Here is a 20041-nt window from a genome sequence, read left to right as displayed (position 1 = left end):
GTTAGCTGCCGGTTGCTTCCACGGAGGGAGGCGACTGGCGAAAACGCCGTAATTCGTTCAGTACCAGCAGAAGCACAACGCCTGTCGCCACCAGCGCAAACCCGCTGACGCTGGCAGACGTCGCGGGCGTCATAATGGCACCGAGTCCGCCGAGTAGCGCCGCGCCGATGGCATCGCCGGTGACGTTTTGCGCCGTCCATAACCCGTTGATGCGACCGAGCATATTTTCCGGCGTCTGGGTCTGGATCAGCGTATATTGCAGCAGCGAACTGATGGCGCTCAGCCAGCCGAACAGCGCCAGGCACAGCGCGCCCAGTATCCACACCGGCATCAGCGCAAACAGGCCAATTGCCAGAAACGATCCCACGGTGGTGGCGAGCATAATCAGCCCCGGTCGCTCGCGCTGCGCCAGTCTGCCGCTGGTCAATGCGCCCAGTGCCGCGCCCAGCGGAATGGCGGCATATAATAACCCTATTTGTCCGGCGGACATGTGCCAGTTGATCGCCAGCGCCGGATAGAGCACCCGCACGGCGCTTGCCATGGTCAATAACCCGCCGAGCAGCGCAATACCGCCAATCAGCGGACTGCGGAGTAAAAACTGAAAACCGGCCACCAGCGATTTCAGCGGATGTTCGCGCGGCTGCGGCGGAGGCGGCAGTGAGGGCAGGCTCAGCAATGGCAACAGGGTAATGAAGGTGCCTGCCGCCGCCAGCCCGTAGTTCCATGCCACGCCGCCGCTCGCCAGCAGGATGCCGCCCAGCATCGGCGAGATCACTGACCCCAGGCGCACGGTCAGCATGGTAATCGCCCCGGCCTGCATCAGATTTTCCCGCCCAACCAGCGCAGGCGTCGCCGCCAGCAGCGCGGTGACGCCGAGCGAGGCGAAAAAGCCATCCCATAGACCTAATAAATAGATCGCCACCAGTGACGGTTCAGGCAACAGCGCATTAAGGCACAGGCCGATAAAGCCAATACCGCAGGTGCCGCGCGCCAGCAGGATCACTTTTTTGCGCTCATAGCGGTCGGCCAGCACGCCGCCGACCATCAGGCCGATAAACATCGCGCTGCCGGTTAACGTGACGGAAAGCCCGACCTGCCAGGTCGAATGGGTCATCAGCTGGATTTGCACGGGGACAGCAACGCCCAGCAAACCGAGCGAGAGAATAGAAATAAAGCGGGCGAGAAAAACGGCGCGAAAAGCAGGATGTGTCTTTAGCAGGCTTAAATTCAGTAGCCAGGATTGTCGGTTCATTACGGTGCCTGTACCTAACGCATTCTCCGGCAGAATGCATTGTGATTGATTTTGTGTATACCCATTCTGTCGCCGCACATGCTACCATAATCAAATAAGATCGATAACGATAATTACTATCATTATCATGCAATGGAAGCTGTTATGTCGCACTCCCCTTCCCTGGTTCGGGCCATTGCGCTACCGGGACTATTGATATTATTGCTGGCCGCCGTCGCACTCAGTTTGCTCATTGGCGCAAAGCCTCTGCCCTTCACCGTGGTTGTAGATGCCCTGACGGGGACCTGCCAGAGCGCCGATTGCACCATCGTCCTTGACGCGCGCCTGCCGCGCACCCTTGCCGGACTGCTGGCTGGCGCTGCCCTCGGGCTGGCTGGCGCGTTAATGCAGACCCTCACCCGCAATCCGCTGGCCGATCCCGGCATTCTCGGCGTCAACGCCGGTGCCAGTTTTGCCATCGTGCTGGGTGCCGCCCTGCTCGGTATCGCCTCCCCGCAGGAGCAACTCATGATGGCCTTTTGCGGCGCGCTGGCGGCGACGCTGCTGGTTGCCTTCACCGGCAGTCAGGGTGGAGGGCAGCTCAGCCCGGTTCGCCTGACGCTGGCGGGCGTGGCGCTGAGCGCCGTGCTGGAAGGGCTTTCCAGCGGCATCGCGCTGCTTAACCCGGACGTTTACGATCAGCTGCGTTTCTGGCAGGCAGGATCGCTGGATATTCGTACCCTGCAAACCCTGAAAGTGGTGGTTATTCCGGTCGCGATTGCCGCCGCCTGCGCGCTGTTGCTCAGTCGTAGCCTGAACAGCCTAAGCCTCGGCAGCGATACGGCAACCGCGCTGGGCAACAACGTGGCCCGCGTGCAGATCGTGGGTTTACTGACCATTACCGTCCTGTGCGGCAGTGCGACGGCGGTAGTCGGGCCGATTGCCTTTATCGGCCTGATGATGCCGCATCTGTCGCGCTGGCTGATGGGAGCCGATCACCGCTGGTCCTTACCCGCCACGCTGCTGGCGACGCCCTCTTTGCTGCTGTTTGCTGATGTTCTCGGACGGCTGCTGGTGCCGGGGGAACTGCGTGTTTCGGTGGTCAGCGCGTTTATTGGCGCGCCGGTGCTGATCTGGCTGGTTCGTCGCCGCCAGGCGGGAGGTCTGCGATGAACGCGCCTTCCCGCCGTCTGATTATCTGCTTTTTCATTCTGCTGGTAGTCAGTCTGCTGCTGGCCCTGTGGAGCCTGTGCAGCGGCGCGGTGACGCTGCAACCTGCTCAGGTACTGGCCGCGCTGTTTGGCGATGCACCGCGCAACATTGCTCTGGTGGTCAACGAATGGCGATTGCCGCGCGTGCTGATGGCGCTGGTGACCGGGGCTGCGCTCGGGGTGAGCGGGGCGATCTTCCAGTCGCTGATGCGCAACCCGCTTGGCAGCCCGGATGTGATGGGCCTGAACACCGGCGCATGGAGTGGGGTGCTGGTGGCGATGGTGCTTTTTGGTCAGCATCTGACCGCCATTACCCTGGCGGCGATGATCGGCGGCATTCTGACCGCGCTTATCGTGTGGGCGCTGGCATGGCGCAACGGAATTGAGACCTTTCGTCTGATTATTATCGGCATCGGCATTCGCGCCATGCTGATGGCCTTTAATACCTGGCTGCTGCTGAAAGCATCGCTGGAGACGGCGCTGTCCGCCGGATTATGGTTCGCCGGGTCGCTCAACGGACTGACCTGGGCTAAAACCTGGCCTGCTGCGCCACTGATTTTCATCATGCTGGCCTGTGCCACCCTGCTGGTGCGGCGGCTGCGGCTGCTGGAAATGGGCGACGATACCGCCTGCGCGCTGGGGGTCAGCGTTGAGCGCTCCCGCCTGCTGCTGATGCTGGTCGCGGTGCTGCTGACCGCCGCCTCTACCGCCCTCGCCGGACCGATTTCGTTTATCGCGCTGGTCGCGCCGCATATCGCCCGCCGTATCAGCGGCACCACGCGCTGGGGCTTAACCCAGTCGGCAATGTGTGGTGCGTTACTGCTGCTGGCTGCTGATTTCTGCGCCCAGCGCGTTTTCCTGCCTTACCAGCTTCCGGTGGGCGTGGTCACCGTCAGCCTCGGCGGTATCTACCTCATCGTGTTACTTATTCAGGAGTCACGCAAAAGATGACCGACACTTCAACCCGCCTGCACGGCGATACGTTGACCCTGGCCTATGGCAAAAAAACTATCGCCGAATCGCTGAGCGTGGCGATCCCTGACGGTCATTTCACCGCGATTATCGGCCCGAACGGCTGCGGCAAATCCACGCTGCTACGCACCTTAAGCCGTCTGATGACGCCGACGCACGGTCAGGTGTATCTCGACGGCGAGCAGATCCAGCGCTTTGCCAGTAAAGAGGTGGCAAAGCGCATCGGCCTGCTGGCGCAGAATGCCACCACGCCCGGCGATATCACCGTTCAGGAACTGGTAGCGCGCGGTCGCTACCCGCACCAGCCGCTGTTTACCCGCTGGCGGCAGGAGGATGAGCAGGCGGTCACCCGCGCGATGCAGGCCACCCGCATTACTGATTTAGCCGGGCAGAATGTCGATACCCTCTCCGGCGGCCAGCGCCAGCGGGCATGGATTGCGATGGTTCTGGCCCAGGAAACCGCCATCATGCTGCTGGATGAGCCAACCACCTGGCTGGACATCAGCCATCAGATTGAACTGCTGGAACTGCTGAGCGAGCTGAACCGCGAGAAGGGCTATACCCTGGCGGCGGTGCTGCACGATCTCAATCAGGCCTGTCGCTATGCCACGCATTTGATTGCCCTGCGGGAAGGCAAGATTGTCGCCGAGGGCGCGCCGAAGGAGATCGTCACGGCGGAGCTGATTGAGAGGATCTACGGCATGAAGTGCGTGATTATCGATGACCCGGTAGCGGGAACGCCGCTGGTGGTACCGCTGGGGCGAAGGGGGGCGCGGGGGTAAGAAGAGATCTCAGACTGTTAACAAACGTTATACCGTGGAATGATGCCTGGCGGCGCTGCGCTTGCACAGGCCTACAGATTTAAAATAACCCGTTGATATTGATGCTTTTCGTAGGCCGGGTTTCCCCGGCAACCTTTTACCCCAAAATCTCCCTCAACACCGGCCCTATCGACTCAAACGCCTGCGGCGTAATTATCTCCACGTGGGCGCAGTCCTGGCGGTACACGTCCAGCTCGCCGACCCACGACGACCAGGCGCGGTGCGGGTCCATGCCTTTTGCCAGCGTGCGCTCGGCGACGAACAGCGTGGCTTTACCATCAAAGCGTGCGCTGTGCGCGGTGGTAAGCAGGCGTACCGCGTCGGAGTAGTTACCTTCGATGGCCGTGAACAGCTCGCTGGAACCCTGTCCCTGCTGAGCGGCGATAAAGGCTTCGCGCTCGCGGGCGATTTCCGCCAGTACCTCCGGATCCAGCCCGTTGGCCTCTTTTTCCGCCCAGTTCTGGGTTTCCGGCGGCCAGGTGTCAAGCAGGCCGAGGAACGCCACCTCCTCTCCCCTTTGCCGAAGCCGTGCGGCAATGCCCTGCGCCAGCGTTCCGCCGAGCGAGTAGCCGAAGAGGTAGTACGGACCGTGCGGCTGCTGCGCCAGCAGCGTGGCCAGGTGATGCTCGCAGACAGCATCCAGCGTGGCCGCCGTCGCCATCGGGCCGTGCGGACGCGGCGACTGGATGCCGGTAATTGACCAGCGCTCAGGCAGGTAACGCGACAGTACGCTAAACTGCCAGGCAAAGCCGGACGCCGGGTGGAAGCAGAACAGCGTCGGGCCGTGGCTTTCACGCAGCGGCAGTAGCGGCTCATAGCCCAGCCGTGAGACCTGTTCATCGCCAGAGGTCGACTCCAGCAGCAAACTCAGTTTACCGACGGTTGACGCGACCATAATCTGCCCCGGCGTAACCTCGCGGGCAAACTGGCGGCTTAACTGTGCCGCCAGCCGCATCGCCAGCAGCGAATGACCACCGAGGGCGAAGAAATCCGCATCCACATCATTTACCTCACAGCCTAACAGCTGTGAAAACGCGTGAGCGACGGACGTCTCGGTGCCGGGAAGCGGCGCGCGCCCCGAATTTTTCGCTGTCAGCACTGGCAGCGGCAGCGCCTTGCGATCCAGCTTGCCGTTGGCGCTCAGCGGCAGTTCACTCAAGGGGATCAGTACGACGGGCACCATATGCGGCGGTAAACGTTCACGCAGCTGTTCAAGCAGCGCGTCGGTCTCCTGCGGCAGTCCGGACTCAAACACGAGATAGCCGACAAGCTGTCGGGCATCGCCGCCCACGGCCGCCGCCTCGTTAAATACGCAGGCGTGGGCGACGGCCTGCGCCACTCCCGGTAGCGACTGCATCACACGGTCAATTTCGCCCAGTTCAATACGCTGGCCGCGGATTTTTAGCTGGTCATCGCTGCGCCCCAGGTATTCCACCGCGCCGTTGTCCAGCCAGCGGGCGACGTCGCCAGTGCGGTACATCCGCTCGCCGGGGGCGAAGGGATCGGCAATAAAGCGGCTGGCGGTGAGATCGGGACGTCCAAGATAGCCCTGCGCCAGCTGGATGCCGGTGAGATAAAGATCGCCCGCCACGCCCGGCGGCACCGGGCGCATCATCGCATCCAGAATGCGCAGCCCGGTATTCCACACCGGCCAGCCGATCGGCACGCTGTTCCCCTGCACCGCCGCCAGTTCCGGCCCGTATGCCGGATACCAGCTTACGTCTACCGCCGCCTCCGTAGGGCCGTAAAGGTTATGCAGCGGTACGCCGGTAAGCTGCTCCCACTCACGGCATAGCGCGGTAGGTAACGCTTCTCCGCTACAGAAAACGCGTTTAAGAGACTGGCACCGTTCGGCGGCATCGGCGGGATCCAGCGAGGCAACGAACGCCGCCAGCATCGATGGCACAAAGTGGGTGGTGGTCACGCCGTATTGCGCGAAGAAACGCTGCATGGCGAGCGGATCGCGATGCGCTTCAGGCTCCGCCATTACCAGGCTTGCGCCCGCGATAAACGGCCAGAAGAACTCCCACACCGAGACGTCGAAGCTGCACGGCGTTTTCTGCGCCACCACATCGTCGGCACTCAGCGGATAATGATCCTGCATCCACAGCAGGCGGTTAACGATGGCCGTCTGCCCTACCATTACGCCCTTCGGTCGTCCGGTGGAGCCGGAGGTAAAGATGATATAGGCGGTGTGCTCAGGGCACGAAAGGCTCAACGGCGGCGCGTCCGACGGCGGCAGCGGTGCGTCATAGCAGATCGTCTCCAGATCCGGTAAATCGCTGAAGCGGTGGCGCTGATCGTCTGAGGTTAACAGCAGCTGTGGACGGGCGTCCTCCAGCATCATCCGTAAACGATCGTCCGGGTAGCCGGTATCCAGCGGCAGCCAGGCCGCACCTGCCTCCACAATGGCGTGCAACGCGAGCGTTAAAAATACCGAGCGCGGCAGGGCGACCGCCACGCTGTCGCCTGGTTTTACCCCTTTCTCGCGCAGCATTAGCGCCAGCGCCGTCACCTGCTGGCGCATTTCGCGGTAGCTAAGCCGGTACTGCGCGTCGGCCAGCGCTGGCGCGTCCGGCGTTTTACGCACCTGCTCAGCCACCAGCGCGCTTAAGGTGGTCAGCGGCAGATCATGCGCGGTATGGTTGATCCCGGCGATCTGCTGGCGCTCCTCAGCCGAAATCAGTTCTGCCTCGCCGCAGCGCAGCTGTGGAGAGGCGGCAAACTGGGTGAGCAGAGCGTTCAGCCGGGAGACATGGCGTGTCAGACTTGCCTCGTCATAGCGCTGTTGATTAGCCAGCACTTCCAGCGACAGTCCGCCCTCTTCATCCGGAAACAGCGCCAGTTCAAGATCGTTCACCGGGCCGGTTGCCAGCGTATGGGTGGTCGCCGTGATGCCGTCGAGATCCAGTTGATACTCAAAAACTTTAATATTAAATACCGGGCCAAATAGCGGCTCATCACCCGCGGCACGTCCACTATCGCGGATAATTTGCTCGGCGTCATAGCGCTGGTGGCGACGCATTTTTTTAAGCTGTCCGGCAAGACGCGCCGCCAGCTCGGGCAGCGTCTCAGCCGGATCGATAGTCACCGCCAGCGGCAGCACGTTCAGCACCGGCCCGGTAGCGGAGAGTGCCGCCGAGCCCATCCGGCGCATAAAGATAAACCCGGCGGCGTAATCGTTACGTCCGCACAACCGCCCCAGCCACAATGCGGCCAGCGCCAGAGCGAGATCCGCTCTCTGGCAGTGAGGCGCGGCGGCGGCAAGCTGATTAAATGCCATCCGGCTGGCGCTGAGCTTCAGGCGCAGAATATCGCTGCTTGCCGCCCTGCCCGGCAGCGGTGCCGGAGAGAGCGAAGCGGGTGCAGGAAGCTGGCGGCGCTGCTCCGCCCAGAATTGCGCATCGCGCGTCCGGGCGTCGCTATCGCGATAGCGTTGGTACTCCTCAACCACTTCAGCAAAGGGGGTAAAGGGCGATTCGGGCGTGGGTTCGCCTTGCCGCCAGGCGCGATAAATCGCCGCAATCTGGCGAGTAATGGCCGGGAAACTAAAGCCATCGACCAGCAGGTGATGATAGCGCTGATACCAGTACCAGCAACGCTCACCGACCTGGATAATCTGGTGACACACCAGCGCATTACCGCTATCGGCGCGCAGATTCTGGTGTAAATCCGCCTGCATTTGCGCCAGCGCGGCCTGATGCGGATCGGCCTGCCCGCGCAGATCGCTTAGCGCGGGGAGCGGGAATTCAGCCTGCTCATCGACCCACTGCCAGACGTCGCCCTCCTCTTCCGTAAAGTGCATGCGCAGGGTGTCGGCCTGCATCACCCCGGCAATAATCGCCTTTTGCAGCAGGGCGGCGTCCAGCTCGCCGTGAAGTTCAACGTAGTGCGCCACGCTCCAGGCGTTCGGCAGCGTGGAGAGTTTTTCAGCCATCCAGATCCCAGGCTGAGCGGCTACCAGCGGCAGACGAGTGGTCATAACAAATTCCTTAACGGGCAAAATGCGCAGGTTTTAATGTGGTCCAGTGGGCGGTTAGCCAGTCATCACAGGCCTGCCGGGATTGCGGCTCGCAGATAATGTCCCAGCCGTCCGGCAGGGAAACGGATTGCGGCCAGAGGCTGAACTGCTGTTGCGCGTTTTGCAGAAGATAAAATTGCCCCTGCGGGTTATCGAAAGGATTACTAAATTGCATCGCCAACTCCCGTTATGACTGCGGCTGCAAAAGATAAATCAGGCCCGAGGTCAGCCCGCCGCGCCAGCACAGCGCATCGTGACCGCCTTCGACCTGCCGCCATTCCACCGGCTGTCCCGCCTGCTGAAGCTGTTCGCGCATCGCCAGGTTGGCGCGCAGAATAATCGGCTCACGCACGCCCGCTTCCAGCACCAGCTTCAGCCCGTTCGGCGTCAGCTCGCCGCGAGCGATTTTCTCCTCAAGCTCTCCGGTTTGCTTACCGCCGCGATGCGGCCACCAGTACGATCCCGACTGGCTCAGCGCGCAGCCAAAGCGCTTCGGCCAGTGCAGCGCGGCGTACAGCGACGACAGCCCGCCAAAACTCTGCCCGGCGACCACCGTTTTGTCGGCACGATCGGTGAACGGCGCGACGGCATTAACCTGCGGCAACAGTTCTTGCTGGACCGCCAGCCAGAAGTCAGGATTACACGGCAGCTCGACGCTGCGGTGCGCGGTATCAATCACGTCAATCAGCACATAGACGGCGGCGGGAAGCTGGCCTTCATCGGTCAGCGCCGTTAACGCGGGCCAGACCGGCATACTCTCAGCCCAGAACTGGCCGTCCAGCAGGATTGCCAGCGGGCGGTCGGCGTTGCCCTCGCCGGTGGCGAACACCCACACCCGGCGCGTATTACCTAACCGTGCGCTGCGCCATTCCATTACATGCGGCGCAGGCCACTCCTGCGCCGGGGCAGTCCAGCCGGGTTGAACCGGCGCTTCAGGCATTTCCAGCGCAGAAACCGGATGGCCGCGCCCGCCCTTCCAGCTCTGCGGATTCAGCGGATCGGCCACCGCGCGCGGCAACAGTTTGCGCCACCCTTCACGCAGCGCCATCCGATCCGGCGCGCCGTCAATAAAGACGTCAGGCGAAAAATCGCCGTCATGTTCAGAAGGAATAAAGCAGTAGCTGCCCCGCCAGTCAGGCGCGAGAAGCGTCTGCCACTGCCAGACGTCGGTGCCAGGGATGCGTTGCAGGGTCTGCGGGACAGCGTTCTGGTGATGATCGGTGACGCCGGTGATATAAATCCACACCCGTCGCACCTGGGATTGCGCTCCGCCGGGATCGCGCCAGCGGAATGTGACCCGATAGTTGTCCCCTTCGCGCGTAATATGCGGACCCGTTTGGATTTCCCACCAGGCATCGCTACCCGTAGATAAACTCACCACATTAATAACCCTATGTTTACCGGAGCGTTTTTTTTAATCGTTAAAATATATTGATAATATTATTGATAACTATTTGCATTTGCAATAGCGTATTGACGCGCCGTGGCAGCGCAAAATCCTAAAAACATGCTATGGGCTGAGCGATTCAGGGAAATGAACCGGTTATCAGCAACCAGGCAATGATAATGCCAGCACCTCACCCACTGGGAAGGATGCAACGGGGATGCGGCAACGAAAAGCAGGACTCACAATGAATAACAAAATTCACTCCCTGGCCTTGCTGGTCAATCTGGGAATTTACGGGGTAGCGCTTCCGCTGCATGCGGAGGAGGCTGCCTCAACGCAGACCTCCTCCGACGGCGAAACGATGGTCGTTACCGCCGCACAGCAAAACCTTCAGGCTCCCGGCGTTTCCACCATTACCGCCGACGAGATCCGCAAAAATCCTCCCGCCCGCGATGTGTCTGAAATTATCCGCACCATGCCCGGCGTTAACCTGACCGGTAACTCCACCAGCGGCCAGCGCGGCAACAATCGCCAGATTGATATTCGCGGCATGGGTCCGGAAAACACCCTGATCCTCATCGACGGTAAGCCGGTCACAAGCCGTAACTCGGTCCGTCTCGGCTGGCGTGGCGAGCGTGACACCCGCGGCGATACCAGCTGGGTGCCGCCGGAGCTTATTGAACGCATCGAAGTGATCCGCGGTCCTGCCGCCGCACGCTACGGTAACGGCGCGGCGGGCGGTGTGGTGAATATCATCACCAAAAAAAGCGACGGCGAGTGGCACGGCTCGTGGGATACCTATCTCGACGCCCCGGAACATAAAGATGAAGGGTCGACCAAACGCACCAACTTTAATCTGACCGGTCCGCTGGGCGGCGACGTTAGCTTCCGACTGTATGGCAACCTGGATAAAACGCAGGCTGACGCCTGGGACATTAACCGGAATCATCAGTCGGAACGTACCGGCATTTACGCCGATACGATGGCGGCTGGCCGTGAAGGCGTGGAAAACAAAGATATCAACGGCGTACTGCGCTGGGACTTCGCGCCGATGCAGTCGCTGGAGTTTGAATCCGGCTACAGCCGCCAGAATAACCTCTACGCGGGCGACACGCAGAACACCAATACCAACGCGCTGGTGAAGAAAAACTATGGCAAAGAGACCAACCGTCTTTATCGCCAGAAGTATTCCGTCACCTGGAACGGCAGCTGGGATAACGGCATTACCACCAGTAACTGGGCACAGTACGAACATACGCGTAACTCGCGCACGCCTGAAGGTCTGGCGGGTGGTACGGAAGGGATCTTCGATCCGAATGCCTCGCAGAAGTTTGTCGATATCGATTTAGACGATGTGCTGCTGCACAGTGAAGTTAACCTGCCCTTCGACTTCCTGGTCAATCAGAACCTGACGCTGGGCAGCGAGTGGAACCAGCAGCGCATGAAGGATATGGCATCGAATAGCCAGACCTTTATGGGCGGCAATATTCCTGGCTACGACAGCACCGACCGCAGCCCGTACTCGAAAGCGGAGATCTTCTCGCTGTTCACCGAGGATAATATTGAGCTGACCGACACCACCATGCTGACGCCAGGAGTGCGTTTTGATCATCACAGCATCGTGGGCAATAACTGGAGTCCGTCGCTTAACCTGTCGCAGGGTCTCGGCGATGACTTCACGCTGAAGATGGGGATTGCCCGCGCCTACAAAGCGCCAAGCCTGTATCAGACCAACCCGAACTACATTCTGTACAGTAAAGGCCAGGGCTGCTACGCCAGCGGCACTGGTGTCGGCTGCTATATGATGGGTAACGATGACCTGAAAGCGGAAACCAGCAACAACAAAGAGATTGGCCTGGAGTTCAAACGCGACGGCTGGCTGGCCGGGCTGACCTGGTTCCGTAACGATTATCGTAACAAGATTGAAGCGGGTTACTCGCCAATTAGCCAGACCGGGACCGGTACAGTCACTACCGATATCTACCAGTGGGAAAACATTCCTAAAGCGGTGGTGGAAGGGCTGGAAGGGACGATTAACGTGCCGGTCAGCGATACCGTGAACTGGACCAACAACATGACCTACATGTTGCAGAGTAAAAACAAAGAGACCGGCGAGCGCCTGTCAATTATCCCGGAGTACACGGTTAACTCTACGCTGAGCTGGCAGGTACAACAGGATTTCTCTGTGCAGTCCACCCTGACCTGGTATGGCAAACAGCAGCCGAAGAAGTATAACTACCAGGGTAAACCGGTCTCCGGCTCAGAAACCAACGAAGTTAGTCCATATAGCATTGTTGGCCTGAGCGCGACGTGGGATGCGACCAAAAACGTCAGCCTGACCGGCGGCGTGGATAACGTCTTTGACAAACGTCACTGGCGTGCGGGTAACGCCCAGACCACCGGCGGCACGACGGGTTATATGTATGGCGCGGGCGCTGAGACCTATAACGAGTCTGGCCGCACCTGGTATATGAGCGTGAATACGCACTTCTGATAGCCTCCCCTCTCCTGCACGGAGAGGGGTTTTCACCCGCTGATGATGATAACCGTTCATACCACGCTCCCCCTCTCCCACCATCGCCTGCACCGGATTGATTTCGAACTGGCGACCTTTGGCGAGCAAGATCTCCTCTGGCTACCCCACTACGCTCAACTCGCTCGCGCCGGACGCAAACGTAAAGCTGAGCATCTCGCCGGACGCATCGCCGCTATCCATGCACTGAGTGAATATGATGAGAAAGGCGTGCCGGGCATAGGTGAACAGCGTCAGCCGCTGTGGCCTGCCGGGGTTTATGGCAGCATCAGCCACAGCGAGTCAACGGCGCTGGCGGTGGTTTCTCGTCAGCCGGTGGGCGTGGATTTAGAGACGCTTTTTACTCCGGCGCTTAGCGATGAGCTTGCCGACAGCATCGTCGATCTCCAGGAACAGAGGCTGCTGCGCGCCGCCCCTCTCCCCTTCCCGCTGGCGTTAACCGTGGCCTTCTCTGCCAAAGAGAGCCTGTTTAAAGCCTGGTCCGCTATTGCCGCTCCCCATCCCGGTTTTCACAGCGCCAGGGTCATCGCCATTGGCCCGGACAGCCTGCATCTGCAACCCTCCGCGCATTTTTCACCGCGTCTGGCAGGCCAAATCCTTACCCTTCGCTGGGCAAAAATTGCACAACAGATCGTCACCGTGACGCAATAAACCCCCTCAGGATCGTGATCCTTTTCTCCTTTTAAGAAATTACCTGCGTAAACCGTAGACAGTTTGAGTCGGGCGCTTTATCGTTAACTTGAATAATAAATCATTATTGAATAAATATTCAATGTGGAGAAAACGATGAACATGACCTTTGCAAAATCCGTATTACTGGCTTCCACTCTCGCCGCGTCCGGCTCGCTGTTTGCTGCCGACGGTGGTCTGATTGCCATTATTACCCCTTCACACGATAACCCGTTCTTTAAAGCCGAAGCGGACGGTGCTGCCGCCAAAGCCAAAGAGCTGGGCTATACCACGCTGGTGGCCTCTCATGACGATGACGTAAATAAACAAAACCAGCTGATTGAAACCGCCATCGCCCGCAAAGCGAAGGCCATCATTCTGGATAACGCCGGCGCGGACGCCACCGTTGGTCCGCTGGAAAAGGCGAAAGCGGCAGGCGTTCCGGCGTTCCTTATCGATCGTGAAATTAACAAAACCGGTATCGCCGTCGCGCAGATCGTCTCTAACAACTATCAGGGCGCGCAGTTAGGTGCGGAGAAATTTGCCAAATTGCTGAACGGTAAAGGCAAATATGTCGAACTGCTGGGGCGTCAGTCGGACACCAATGCCAAAGTTCGTTCGCAGGGTTATCACGATGTGCTGGATGATTACACCGACCTGAAAATGGTCGCTCAGCAGACCGCGAACTGGAGCCAGACCGAAGCCTTCACCCGTATGGAAGCGATGCTGCAAACCAACCCGGATATCGTCGGCGTCATTTCCGGTAACGACACCATGGCGCTCGGCGCAGAAGCCGCGCTGAAAGCCGCAGGTAAGAAAGACGTTGTTGTTGTCGGCTTTGACGGCAGCGATTACACCCGTGATTCCATCATCAATAAAGGCAACATCAAGGCTACCGTCCTGCAACCTGGCTGGCAGCAGGCGCAAATGGCTGTTGAGCAGGCGGACTACTTCCTGAAAAACGGCAAAGCCCAGAAGGAAGAGAAACAACTGATGGACTGCGTGCTGATTGATGAAACCAACGCCAGCAAACTGAACATGTTCAACCTCAGTAAGTAAGCGGAGGCGTTATGTCGTTAAAACAATGGGGTGTCGCGCTATTGGGTTGTGCCACCCTGTTGCTGACGGCCTGCACGGTGGTGGATCTGGATGAGAACGGCAAGCCGATTATGCCTGCCGATCCCAACGCCAAAGCCAACTTTGACAACCAGACCCCACAGCAGATCGCGCAACAAACCTGGCAGGAACGCGTGATTGATGCGGCACACAAAAAGGCGCTTGACGCCACCGCACTCTCAACGCAGTTAAAAACGCCATCACCCGAAGCTGAAAGCGTCTTCGTCCGCCTCACCAGTAAAGTGGAGCGCGTTGACCTTAGCAACGAGCGTGAACAAAAACTGATTATGACATTTAACGGTCAGCCGCTGGAGGTACAGACCGGCCCGGTGATGCGCGGCAACGCTATTCGCGACGCAACCGGATTTAAATTTGAAGATTTTACTAACCAGGTACAGTTTGCCCAACTGTCGCGCGCCTATAACCGGGAAGCCGTAAAAAGCCTGCCGAAGATCGACGACAGCTGGACGGGTAAAACCGCCACCGTACTGATGGCCGTGACCCTTAACGGTGGCAAAGCCGAAAACGCGGCCGCGCTGGAGCTGAAACAGGAGGCACAATAATGAGCGACAGCCCTGTGGATGACATTATCCTGCGCACGCGCGGTATTTCGATGCTCTTTCCCGGCACCATCGCGCTGGACAATGTGGATTACAACGTCTGGCGCGGCAAAGTAAATGTGATTATCGGCGAGAACGGCGCGGGGAAATCCACGCTGATGAAAATTCTCGCCGGTGTGCAGCAGCCGAGCCTCGGTGAAATGTGGCTCAACGGCAAGCAGGTGCATTTTCCTGACACCCGCGCTGCCGCAGCGCACGGCATCGGTATGGTGCATCAGGAACTCAACCTGTTTGAGAACCTCACCGTGGCGGAGAATATCTTTCTGGGCCGCGAGCTACAGAAAGGCATTACGCCGATTAACGAAGCCGAGCAGGAAAAACGCGCCGCCGGACTGCTTAAGCGTCTCGATCAGCCAATCTCTCCCCGCGAACTGGTGGGCAATCTGAAGGTCGGCCAGCAGCAGCTGATTGAGATTGCCAAAGCGCTGGCCGAGGATGCGGACATCCTGATCCTCGACGAACCCACCTCGGCGCTGAGTAAAACCGAAGTGGAGATCCTGTTCCGGGTGATCCGCGAACTGACCCGCCAGGGGGTGTCGATCATCTATATTTCGCACCGCCTGGAAGAGCTGATGGCGATTGGTGACGTGATAACCATCCTGCGCGACGGCAAGTTCCAGTCCGAAGCGAAGGTAAGCGATATCGACGTGCCGTGGATCGTGCGTGAAATGCTCGGCAGCGATCCGGTGACGAACTTCCTGACGCCGGGCCGCACTTTTGGCGCACCGGTGCTGGAAGCGGAACATATCACCTGCGTCAATGCCAGCGGCAATGCGGTGGTCAATGACGTTTCGTTTAACGTTCACGCCGGGGAAATCGTCGGCATTTACGGGCTGATGGGCGCGGGACGCACCGAGCTATTTGAATGCCTGCTGGGAACGCAACGCAACTATCTCGGCAAACTGTGGCTGGACAGCAAACCGGTGCCGCAGCGGCTGACGCCTGCCGATCGCATCAAAATGGGCATGAGCCTGGTCCCGGAAGATCGCAAACGGACGGGGATATTTCCCATCTCCTCCGTCGCCACCAACCTCACCATCGCCAGTCTGTGGCGACGGTTGCAGCGCGGTTTTGCCATCGCGCAAAAGGATGAGGAAAAAGTCGTCGCCAGCACCATCGGCAGCCTGTCGATTAAAGTCTCCTCGCCGGAGGTGGAGATCCAGGCGCTCAGCGGCGGCAACCAGCAAAAAGTGGTGATCGGACGTTCGCTGCTGACCAATCCGAAGATCCTGTTTCTGGACGAGCCGACGCGCGGTATTGACGTCGGGGCCAAGGCGGACGTGTTCCGCATGATGGTCCAGCTCTCTGAACAGGGCATTGCGGTGGTCTTCTCGACGTCGGATCTGAAAGAAATTATGGCGGTATCGGACCGCATTCTGGTGATGTCCGGCGGCAAACTGACCGCCGACATCGTGCGCGATCGGGCCGAAGAGTCGGCACTGGTAACGGCAAGTGCTCAGGGGTTCTAAGATGAAAACAACACAGTCTGTCGCATTAGCGCCGCGCGCCGGGGCGTCGCTGTCGCGGGAAAATATCCTGCTTATGCTGCTGAAGCTGCGCACCTTTATCGCGCTGTTTCTGATCGTCGGCTTTTTTACCATCACCGTGCCGGGCTTCCTCTCGGCGGGCAGTATGGTGATTATGATTAAGCATATCGCCATCAACGCCTTTCTGGCGCTGGGGATCACCTTTGTCATCATCACCGCCGGGATCGACCTGTCGATTGGGGCCACGCTTGGCCTGTGCGGGATGATCGCCGGATGGCTTATCACCAAAGGCATCGTGCTGCCGATGTTTGGCATCGCCATTTTCCCGAGCGTGTGGGTGATTGTGCCGATTGTATTGTTGATAGGCGCGCTGATTGGCGGCGTTAACGGCTGGATCATCACCCGTTACAACGTGGCACCGTTTATCTGTACTCTCGGCACGATGTACGTGCTGCGCGGGGCGGCGATGCTTACCTCCGACGGCCAGACTTTCCCCGGCCTGTCGGGCAATCCGCAGCTTGGTAACACCGGTTTCGACGAGATTGGCGCAGGCTCGCTGCTCGGCATTCCGTGGGCCATCTGGATGATGATCGTGCTGGCGCTGATCATCGCCTACATTGCCCGTCGCCTGCCCTTTGGTCGTCATGTGTATGCTATCGGCGATAACGAACGCGCGGCGGAACTGTCCGGCGTGCGGGTTAAGCAGATTAAAGTGCTGGTGTATATGCTCTCCGGCCTGTGTGCGGCCATCGCCGGGATCGTCGTCTCTGCGCAACTGCTCGCCAGCCATCCGGCCAACGGCACCGCGTTTGAGATGAATGCCATCGCCGCCGTGGTACTGGGCGGCACCTCGCTGGCCGGCGGACGCGGCACCATTCTCGGCACGCTGATCGGCGCGTTCGTTATCGGCTTCCTAGCCGATGGTCTGGTGATGATGGGCGTCAGTGAGTTCTGGCAGATGGTGATCAAAGGGATCGTGATTATCGTCGCGGTGATTATCGACCAGATGCAGAACCGCATGCAGCAGAAAGCCGCGGTGGTGGCGCAAAAAGCGGTGATTGAGGGCAAGTAACTCTCGCGGCAGGCGGAAAGTTATCTACCTGCCTTCGTTATTAAATCATGGAGAATAATGACCAACGGGATTATTATCATTAGCTTCTGGTTTTTAGCAGGACGCAATGATGACAACCTGGACGCCAATTACATTCACAATAATTATTCTTCAGCAAAAAATCATTGCGTATCTTAATGATAAAAAGCGGATCGTCGACTAAGACGGTCCGCTTTTTTTATGCCAGAGCGGGGACACGTTTTGTAATAAATAAGTGATAAGGAGATTGATAGTTATGTCAGGGACAGATAATAAATTACCACTCGGCTTATATACGCTTGCCTGGCCGATTTTTATCGAACAACTGCTTCGTCTGCTGATGAATTACGTCAGCGTCTTTATGCTCGGGCATTATTCCGATGAAGCCGTGGCGGCAACCGGCGTTGCCAGCCAGATCCTGACGCTCTCCGTTATCTTTTATGGTTTTCTGACCGTTGGCGTGCAAATTGTCATTGCTCAGTTACTGGGCGCGAAGAAAAAACATCTGGTCAAAAAAGTGATCACCAACGGGCTGGTGGTGGCATTTATTATTGGTATCGCGATGAGCGGCATTTTTATTGTGTTGGGCGATACCTTCCTGCGCTGGCTTGGTCTGAGCGAACAACTGGTGGCCGTTGGTTCACCGTTTATTAAAATTATCGGCGGCAGCTCGGTTATTATCGCGATTTACTCCTCTCTGTTACCGATCCTGCGAACGCATGGCTATGTACGTCAGGCCATGATTGTTCCCATCACCGTCGGTATTATTAACGTCATTTTTAACTACTTATTTCTCTACGGGCAGCTCAGCTATCTTAATTTGGGCGTCACCGGTGTCGGGATTGCCACCAGCTTCGCCAATATTGTGGGGATGGCGATCACGGTCTGGATGATAAAAAAATATATTGGCTACCGCTTCCGCTGGCAAAAACTGAAGCACTGCTCGAAGAAGATGCTCGGTTCAATATTACGTTATGGCCTGCCCTCTGCGGGCGAAAACCTCTCCTACGCTGGTTCGCAACTGGTGGTCACGGCGATTATTGCGTACCTGGGAACGGAGGCGCTGACCACCAAAGTGTATGCCTCGAGCATCAGTCAGTTTGTAGCGATGTTCGCTATCGCCATCGGCCAGGCATCGCAAATTATAATTGGACGCGCGACGGGAGCCGGTGAAATTGAACGCGCTTATCGTCAGGGCATCCGAAGCTGGAAAATAGGCCTGGTCATTGCCTTTCTGATAAGCGTCATCATTTATCTTTTCGCGCAGCCAATCATGCAATGGTTTACGCCAAATCACGACATCATTGCGATGACCAAACAACTTTTCCTGCTCGCCATACTGCTTGAAATGGGCCGCGCCACCAATATCATTGTGATTAGCAGCCTTAACTCCACCGGCGACGTCCGGTTTCCCTTTATCTGCGGCATTATTGTGATGTGGATTGTCAGCCTGCCCTTTTCTTATCTGCTGGGCATTTCCTGCGGTCTCGGGCTGGTCGGCGTGTGGCTGGCCTATATCATCGATGAAGGGGTACGTGCGCTGCTGATGTACCGTCGCTGGCGCAGCCGCGTCTGGACAACGAAAGCACTGTTTTGATGAGAATATGTTTTTATTGCTACCCGGCAATAAACATAGCATTTCGCTCACCAGCGATTATGATAAGTTGTTCTAATAAGACATCGCAAAAAAGGATGATATTGATGAAATGGGCAGTCAAAGCAGGGTTATCGGGCGCAATTATTCTCTCCATTGCCGCGTGTGATAGTTTGGATCCCACCAGCACCAAAGGGGAATTTCATTACAGTAATCCCACTAATAACACGATGACCTTTAAGGTTGATGATAAGGATTACAAAGTGGAACCCGGCGCAACCGGACAGCTGAGCCTGTCACCCGGTATGCACACTATGGTGAACGCAAAGGGTGAAAAAAATCAGTTCATGGTGTTTGATAATAATACCGGCGGGATTATTAACCCGGATCATCAGATGTACTATATGTTGTCTGAAGTCTACGCCGTTAAAGGACATGAACAGCGTTTCAGACCCGCGGAATACGCGGTCACCATCAACGGCCATAATCTCAAAATGCCGCTTCTCAGTGCCAATGCCACTATTATTGACCACACTTTCTTTGCCTGTAAATATCAGTTAGGTGAACCTTTCCCTGATAACATTACGACGCTTGATAAAAATACCGAAGGCAACATCTATAACAAATGTTTTGATAAAACAGAACTGCTGACCTACTTCGAAAAAGAATATAATCAAAAGCTCGACCCGTCTTCTGATAACGGTGACGCCAGCGATTCTGTGAATACGGTCTTCGACTACCGTATTCCTGAACCGAAATTTAAAGATCCGGCCACGCAAAAGCAGGCGGAGAAAATAGTTTCGCTGTTGAAGAAGATCAACGACTCTACCGATCCGGGTATTCATGAGGACGTCAGAAAAGAGTTCTTCCAGGCCACCAGCGATCTGGTCTCGGCTGACGTCAAGGTTGCGGCGAAAAATACGGTTGAAGAGAATGAATATTACAACGCCTTTGTAGAGCAAACGGGCAGGTTCAGAGGTTACGGTATTCTGCCTAAGTAAGACGTTTCTGCCCGCGATAAGCGATTAACGCGGGCAACGTCTGTCTGTGAACACCCCTTCTCGCATCATTGACCATGCAGCATTTTCGCATATCTACAGCCTGATAAAGGCAACTCTGCATTAGCCATTCTGAATATTGTACAACTTTACATTCCTTCAACTTACTGTTTTAAAATGATTTTTATAATTAATCCATCAACAGAAAACTTCTAACAAGAAAAAACCTGTACAAGATTACAATTATTGTATAACTTTCTTTAACACCATCGACAACACTAAACATACAAC

Annotated in this window: 15 protein-coding genes; 11 read left to right on the top strand and 4 right to left on the bottom strand. The window is 57.6% G+C overall.

The genetic code is table 11. The annotated features are described in order from the left end of the window. Position 1 precedes the first annotated feature (1 nt). The gene (entS, locus tag INT84_RS01790; protein ID WP_194205403.1) at positions 2-1252 is read right to left on the bottom strand and encodes an enterobactin transporter EntS; all 1251 of its coding nucleotides are present in this window, start codon (positions 1250-1252) and stop codon (positions 2-4) included. Between the two features lie 144 nt (positions 1253-1396). On the opposite strand from entS, the gene fepD reads away from it, so the two are divergent. Genes fepD through fepC form a run of 3 tightly spaced genes read left to right on the top strand, consistent with a single transcriptional unit; the run spans position 1397 to position 4196 of the window. Continuing rightward, positions 1397-2404 (top strand): Fe(3+)-siderophore ABC transporter permease, encoded by a 1008-nt coding sequence (gene fepD / locus INT84_RS01785; RefSeq protein WP_194205402.1) that lies wholly within the window; start codon positions 1397-1399, stop codon positions 2402-2404. After that, positions 2401-3393, top strand: a complete 993-nt coding sequence (gene fepG / locus INT84_RS01780) for an iron-enterobactin ABC transporter permease (RefSeq protein WP_194205401.1) — start codon at positions 2401-2403, stop codon at positions 3391-3393. The genes fepD and fepG overlap by 4 nt, the downstream gene beginning before the upstream one ends. Further along, the gene (gene fepC / locus INT84_RS01775) at positions 3390-4196 is read left to right on the top strand and encodes an iron-enterobactin ABC transporter ATP-binding protein (protein WP_194205400.1); all 807 of its coding nucleotides are present in this window, start codon (positions 3390-3392) and stop codon (positions 4194-4196) included. The genes fepG and fepC overlap by 4 nt, the downstream gene beginning before the upstream one ends. Positions 4197-4332: 136 nt before the next feature. On the opposite strand, the gene entF is transcribed toward fepC, so the two are convergent. Genes entF through fes form a run of 3 tightly spaced genes read right to left on the bottom strand, consistent with a single transcriptional unit; the run spans position 4333 to position 9637 of the window. Beyond that, entirely contained in the window at positions 4333-8217 is a 3885-nt protein-coding gene (gene entF, locus INT84_RS01770; protein ID WP_194205399.1) for an enterobactin non-ribosomal peptide synthetase EntF, read from the bottom strand. A 10-nt stretch (positions 8218-8227) separates the two neighbouring features. Further along, positions 8228-8431 (bottom strand): MbtH family NRPS accessory protein, encoded by a 204-nt coding sequence (locus INT84_RS01765; RefSeq protein WP_176917570.1) that lies wholly within the window; start codon positions 8429-8431, stop codon positions 8228-8230. Between the two features lie 12 nt (positions 8432-8443). Next, positions 8444-9637: an enterochelin esterase gene (gene fes / locus INT84_RS01760; protein WP_194205398.1), complete on the bottom strand. Its 1194-nt coding sequence runs from the start codon at positions 9635-9637 to the stop codon at positions 8444-8446. A gap of 250 nt (positions 9638-9887) precedes the next feature. Between fes and INT84_RS01755 the strand changes: the two genes are divergently transcribed. The 8 genes from INT84_RS01755 to INT84_RS01720 all read left to right on the top strand — a co-directional run bounded on the left by INT84_RS01755 (position 9888) and on the right by INT84_RS01720 (position 19753). Further along, positions 9888-12137 (top strand): TonB-dependent siderophore receptor, encoded by a 2250-nt coding sequence (locus INT84_RS01755; RefSeq protein ID WP_194205397.1) that lies wholly within the window; start codon positions 9888-9890, stop codon positions 12135-12137. Positions 12138-12182: 45 nt separating this feature from the next. Continuing rightward, a complete protein-coding gene (gene entD / locus INT84_RS01750; protein ID WP_194206088.1) occupies positions 12183-12827 on the top strand; it encodes an enterobactin synthase subunit EntD in 645 nt (214 codons plus the stop codon). A 135-nt stretch (positions 12828-12962) separates the two neighbouring features. Continuing rightward, positions 12963-13904, top strand: a complete 942-nt coding sequence (locus INT84_RS01745) for a D-ribose ABC transporter substrate-binding protein (RefSeq protein ID WP_194205396.1) — start codon at positions 12963-12965, stop codon at positions 13902-13904. A gap of 11 nt (positions 13905-13915) precedes the next feature. Continuing rightward, on the top strand, positions 13916-14524 hold the full coding sequence (locus INT84_RS01740; protein WP_194205395.1) for a DUF2291 family protein: 609 nt from the start codon (positions 13916-13918) through the stop codon (positions 14522-14524). Beyond that, positions 14524-16050 carry a sugar ABC transporter ATP-binding protein gene (locus tag INT84_RS01735; RefSeq protein WP_194205394.1) on the top strand — a complete coding sequence of 509 codons (1527 nt, stop codon included), beginning with the start codon at positions 14524-14526 and terminating at the stop codon, positions 16048-16050. The genes INT84_RS01740 and INT84_RS01735 overlap by 1 nt, the downstream gene beginning before the upstream one ends. A gap of 1 nt (position 16051) precedes the next feature. Further along, positions 16052-17140: an ABC transporter permease gene (locus INT84_RS01730; RefSeq protein ID WP_176917563.1), complete on the top strand. Its 1089-nt coding sequence runs from the start codon at positions 16052-16054 to the stop codon at positions 17138-17140. A 274-nt stretch (positions 17141-17414) separates the two neighbouring features. Next, positions 17415-18755, top strand: coding sequence for an MATE family efflux transporter (locus tag INT84_RS01725; RefSeq protein WP_194205393.1), 1341 nt, complete (start codon positions 17415-17417; stop codon positions 18753-18755). Positions 18756-18859: 104 nt separating this feature from the next. Beyond that, positions 18860-19753: a hypothetical protein gene (locus INT84_RS01720; protein ID WP_194205392.1), complete on the top strand. Its 894-nt coding sequence runs from the start codon at positions 18860-18862 to the stop codon at positions 19751-19753. The last annotated feature ends 288 nt before the right edge of the window (positions 19754-20041 follow it).

Source organism: Superficieibacter sp. 1612_C1, from assembly GCF_015234305.1.
In the GTDB taxonomy this organism is placed as follows: domain Bacteria; phylum Pseudomonadota; class Gammaproteobacteria; order Enterobacterales; family Enterobacteriaceae; genus Superficieibacter.
The sequence above is the reverse complement of the archived record's forward strand: the minus strand, read 5'-3'. Positions and strand labels throughout refer to the sequence as shown.

Excerpts from the sequence above, each read along its gene's own strand:
- entS (WP_194205403.1), bottom strand. The coding sequence starts at position 1,252 with ATGAACCGACAATCCTGGCTACTGAATTTAAGCCTGCTAAAGACACAT.
- fepD (WP_194205402.1), top strand. The coding sequence starts at position 1,397 with ATGTCGCACTCCCCTTCCCTGGTTCGGGCCATTGCGCTACCGGGACTA.
- fepG (WP_194205401.1), top strand. The coding sequence starts at position 2,401 with ATGAACGCGCCTTCCCGCCGTCTGATTATCTGCTTTTTCATTCTGCTG.
- fepC (WP_194205400.1), top strand. The coding sequence starts at position 3,390 with ATGACCGACACTTCAACCCGCCTGCACGGCGATACGTTGACCCTGGCC.
- entF (WP_194205399.1), bottom strand. The coding sequence starts at position 8,217 with ATGACCACTCGTCTGCCGCTGGTAGCCGCTCAGCCTGGGATCTGGATG.
- INT84_RS01765 (WP_176917570.1), bottom strand. The coding sequence starts at position 8,431 with ATGCAATTTAGTAATCCTTTCGATAACCCGCAGGGGCAATTTTATCTT.
- INT84_RS01755 (WP_194205397.1), top strand. The coding sequence starts at position 9,888 with ATGAATAACAAAATTCACTCCCTGGCCTTGCTGGTCAATCTGGGAATT.
- entD (WP_194206088.1), top strand. The coding sequence starts at position 12,183 with ATGATAACCGTTCATACCACGCTCCCCCTCTCCCACCATCGCCTGCAC.
- INT84_RS01745 (WP_194205396.1), top strand. The coding sequence starts at position 12,963 with ATGAACATGACCTTTGCAAAATCCGTATTACTGGCTTCCACTCTCGCC.
- INT84_RS01740 (WP_194205395.1), top strand. The coding sequence starts at position 13,916 with ATGTCGTTAAAACAATGGGGTGTCGCGCTATTGGGTTGTGCCACCCTG.
- INT84_RS01735 (WP_194205394.1), top strand. The coding sequence starts at position 14,524 with ATGAGCGACAGCCCTGTGGATGACATTATCCTGCGCACGCGCGGTATT.
- INT84_RS01730 (WP_176917563.1), top strand. The coding sequence starts at position 16,052 with ATGAAAACAACACAGTCTGTCGCATTAGCGCCGCGCGCCGGGGCGTCG.
- INT84_RS01725 (WP_194205393.1), top strand. The coding sequence starts at position 17,415 with ATGTCAGGGACAGATAATAAATTACCACTCGGCTTATATACGCTTGCC.
- INT84_RS01720 (WP_194205392.1), top strand. The coding sequence starts at position 18,860 with ATGAAATGGGCAGTCAAAGCAGGGTTATCGGGCGCAATTATTCTCTCC.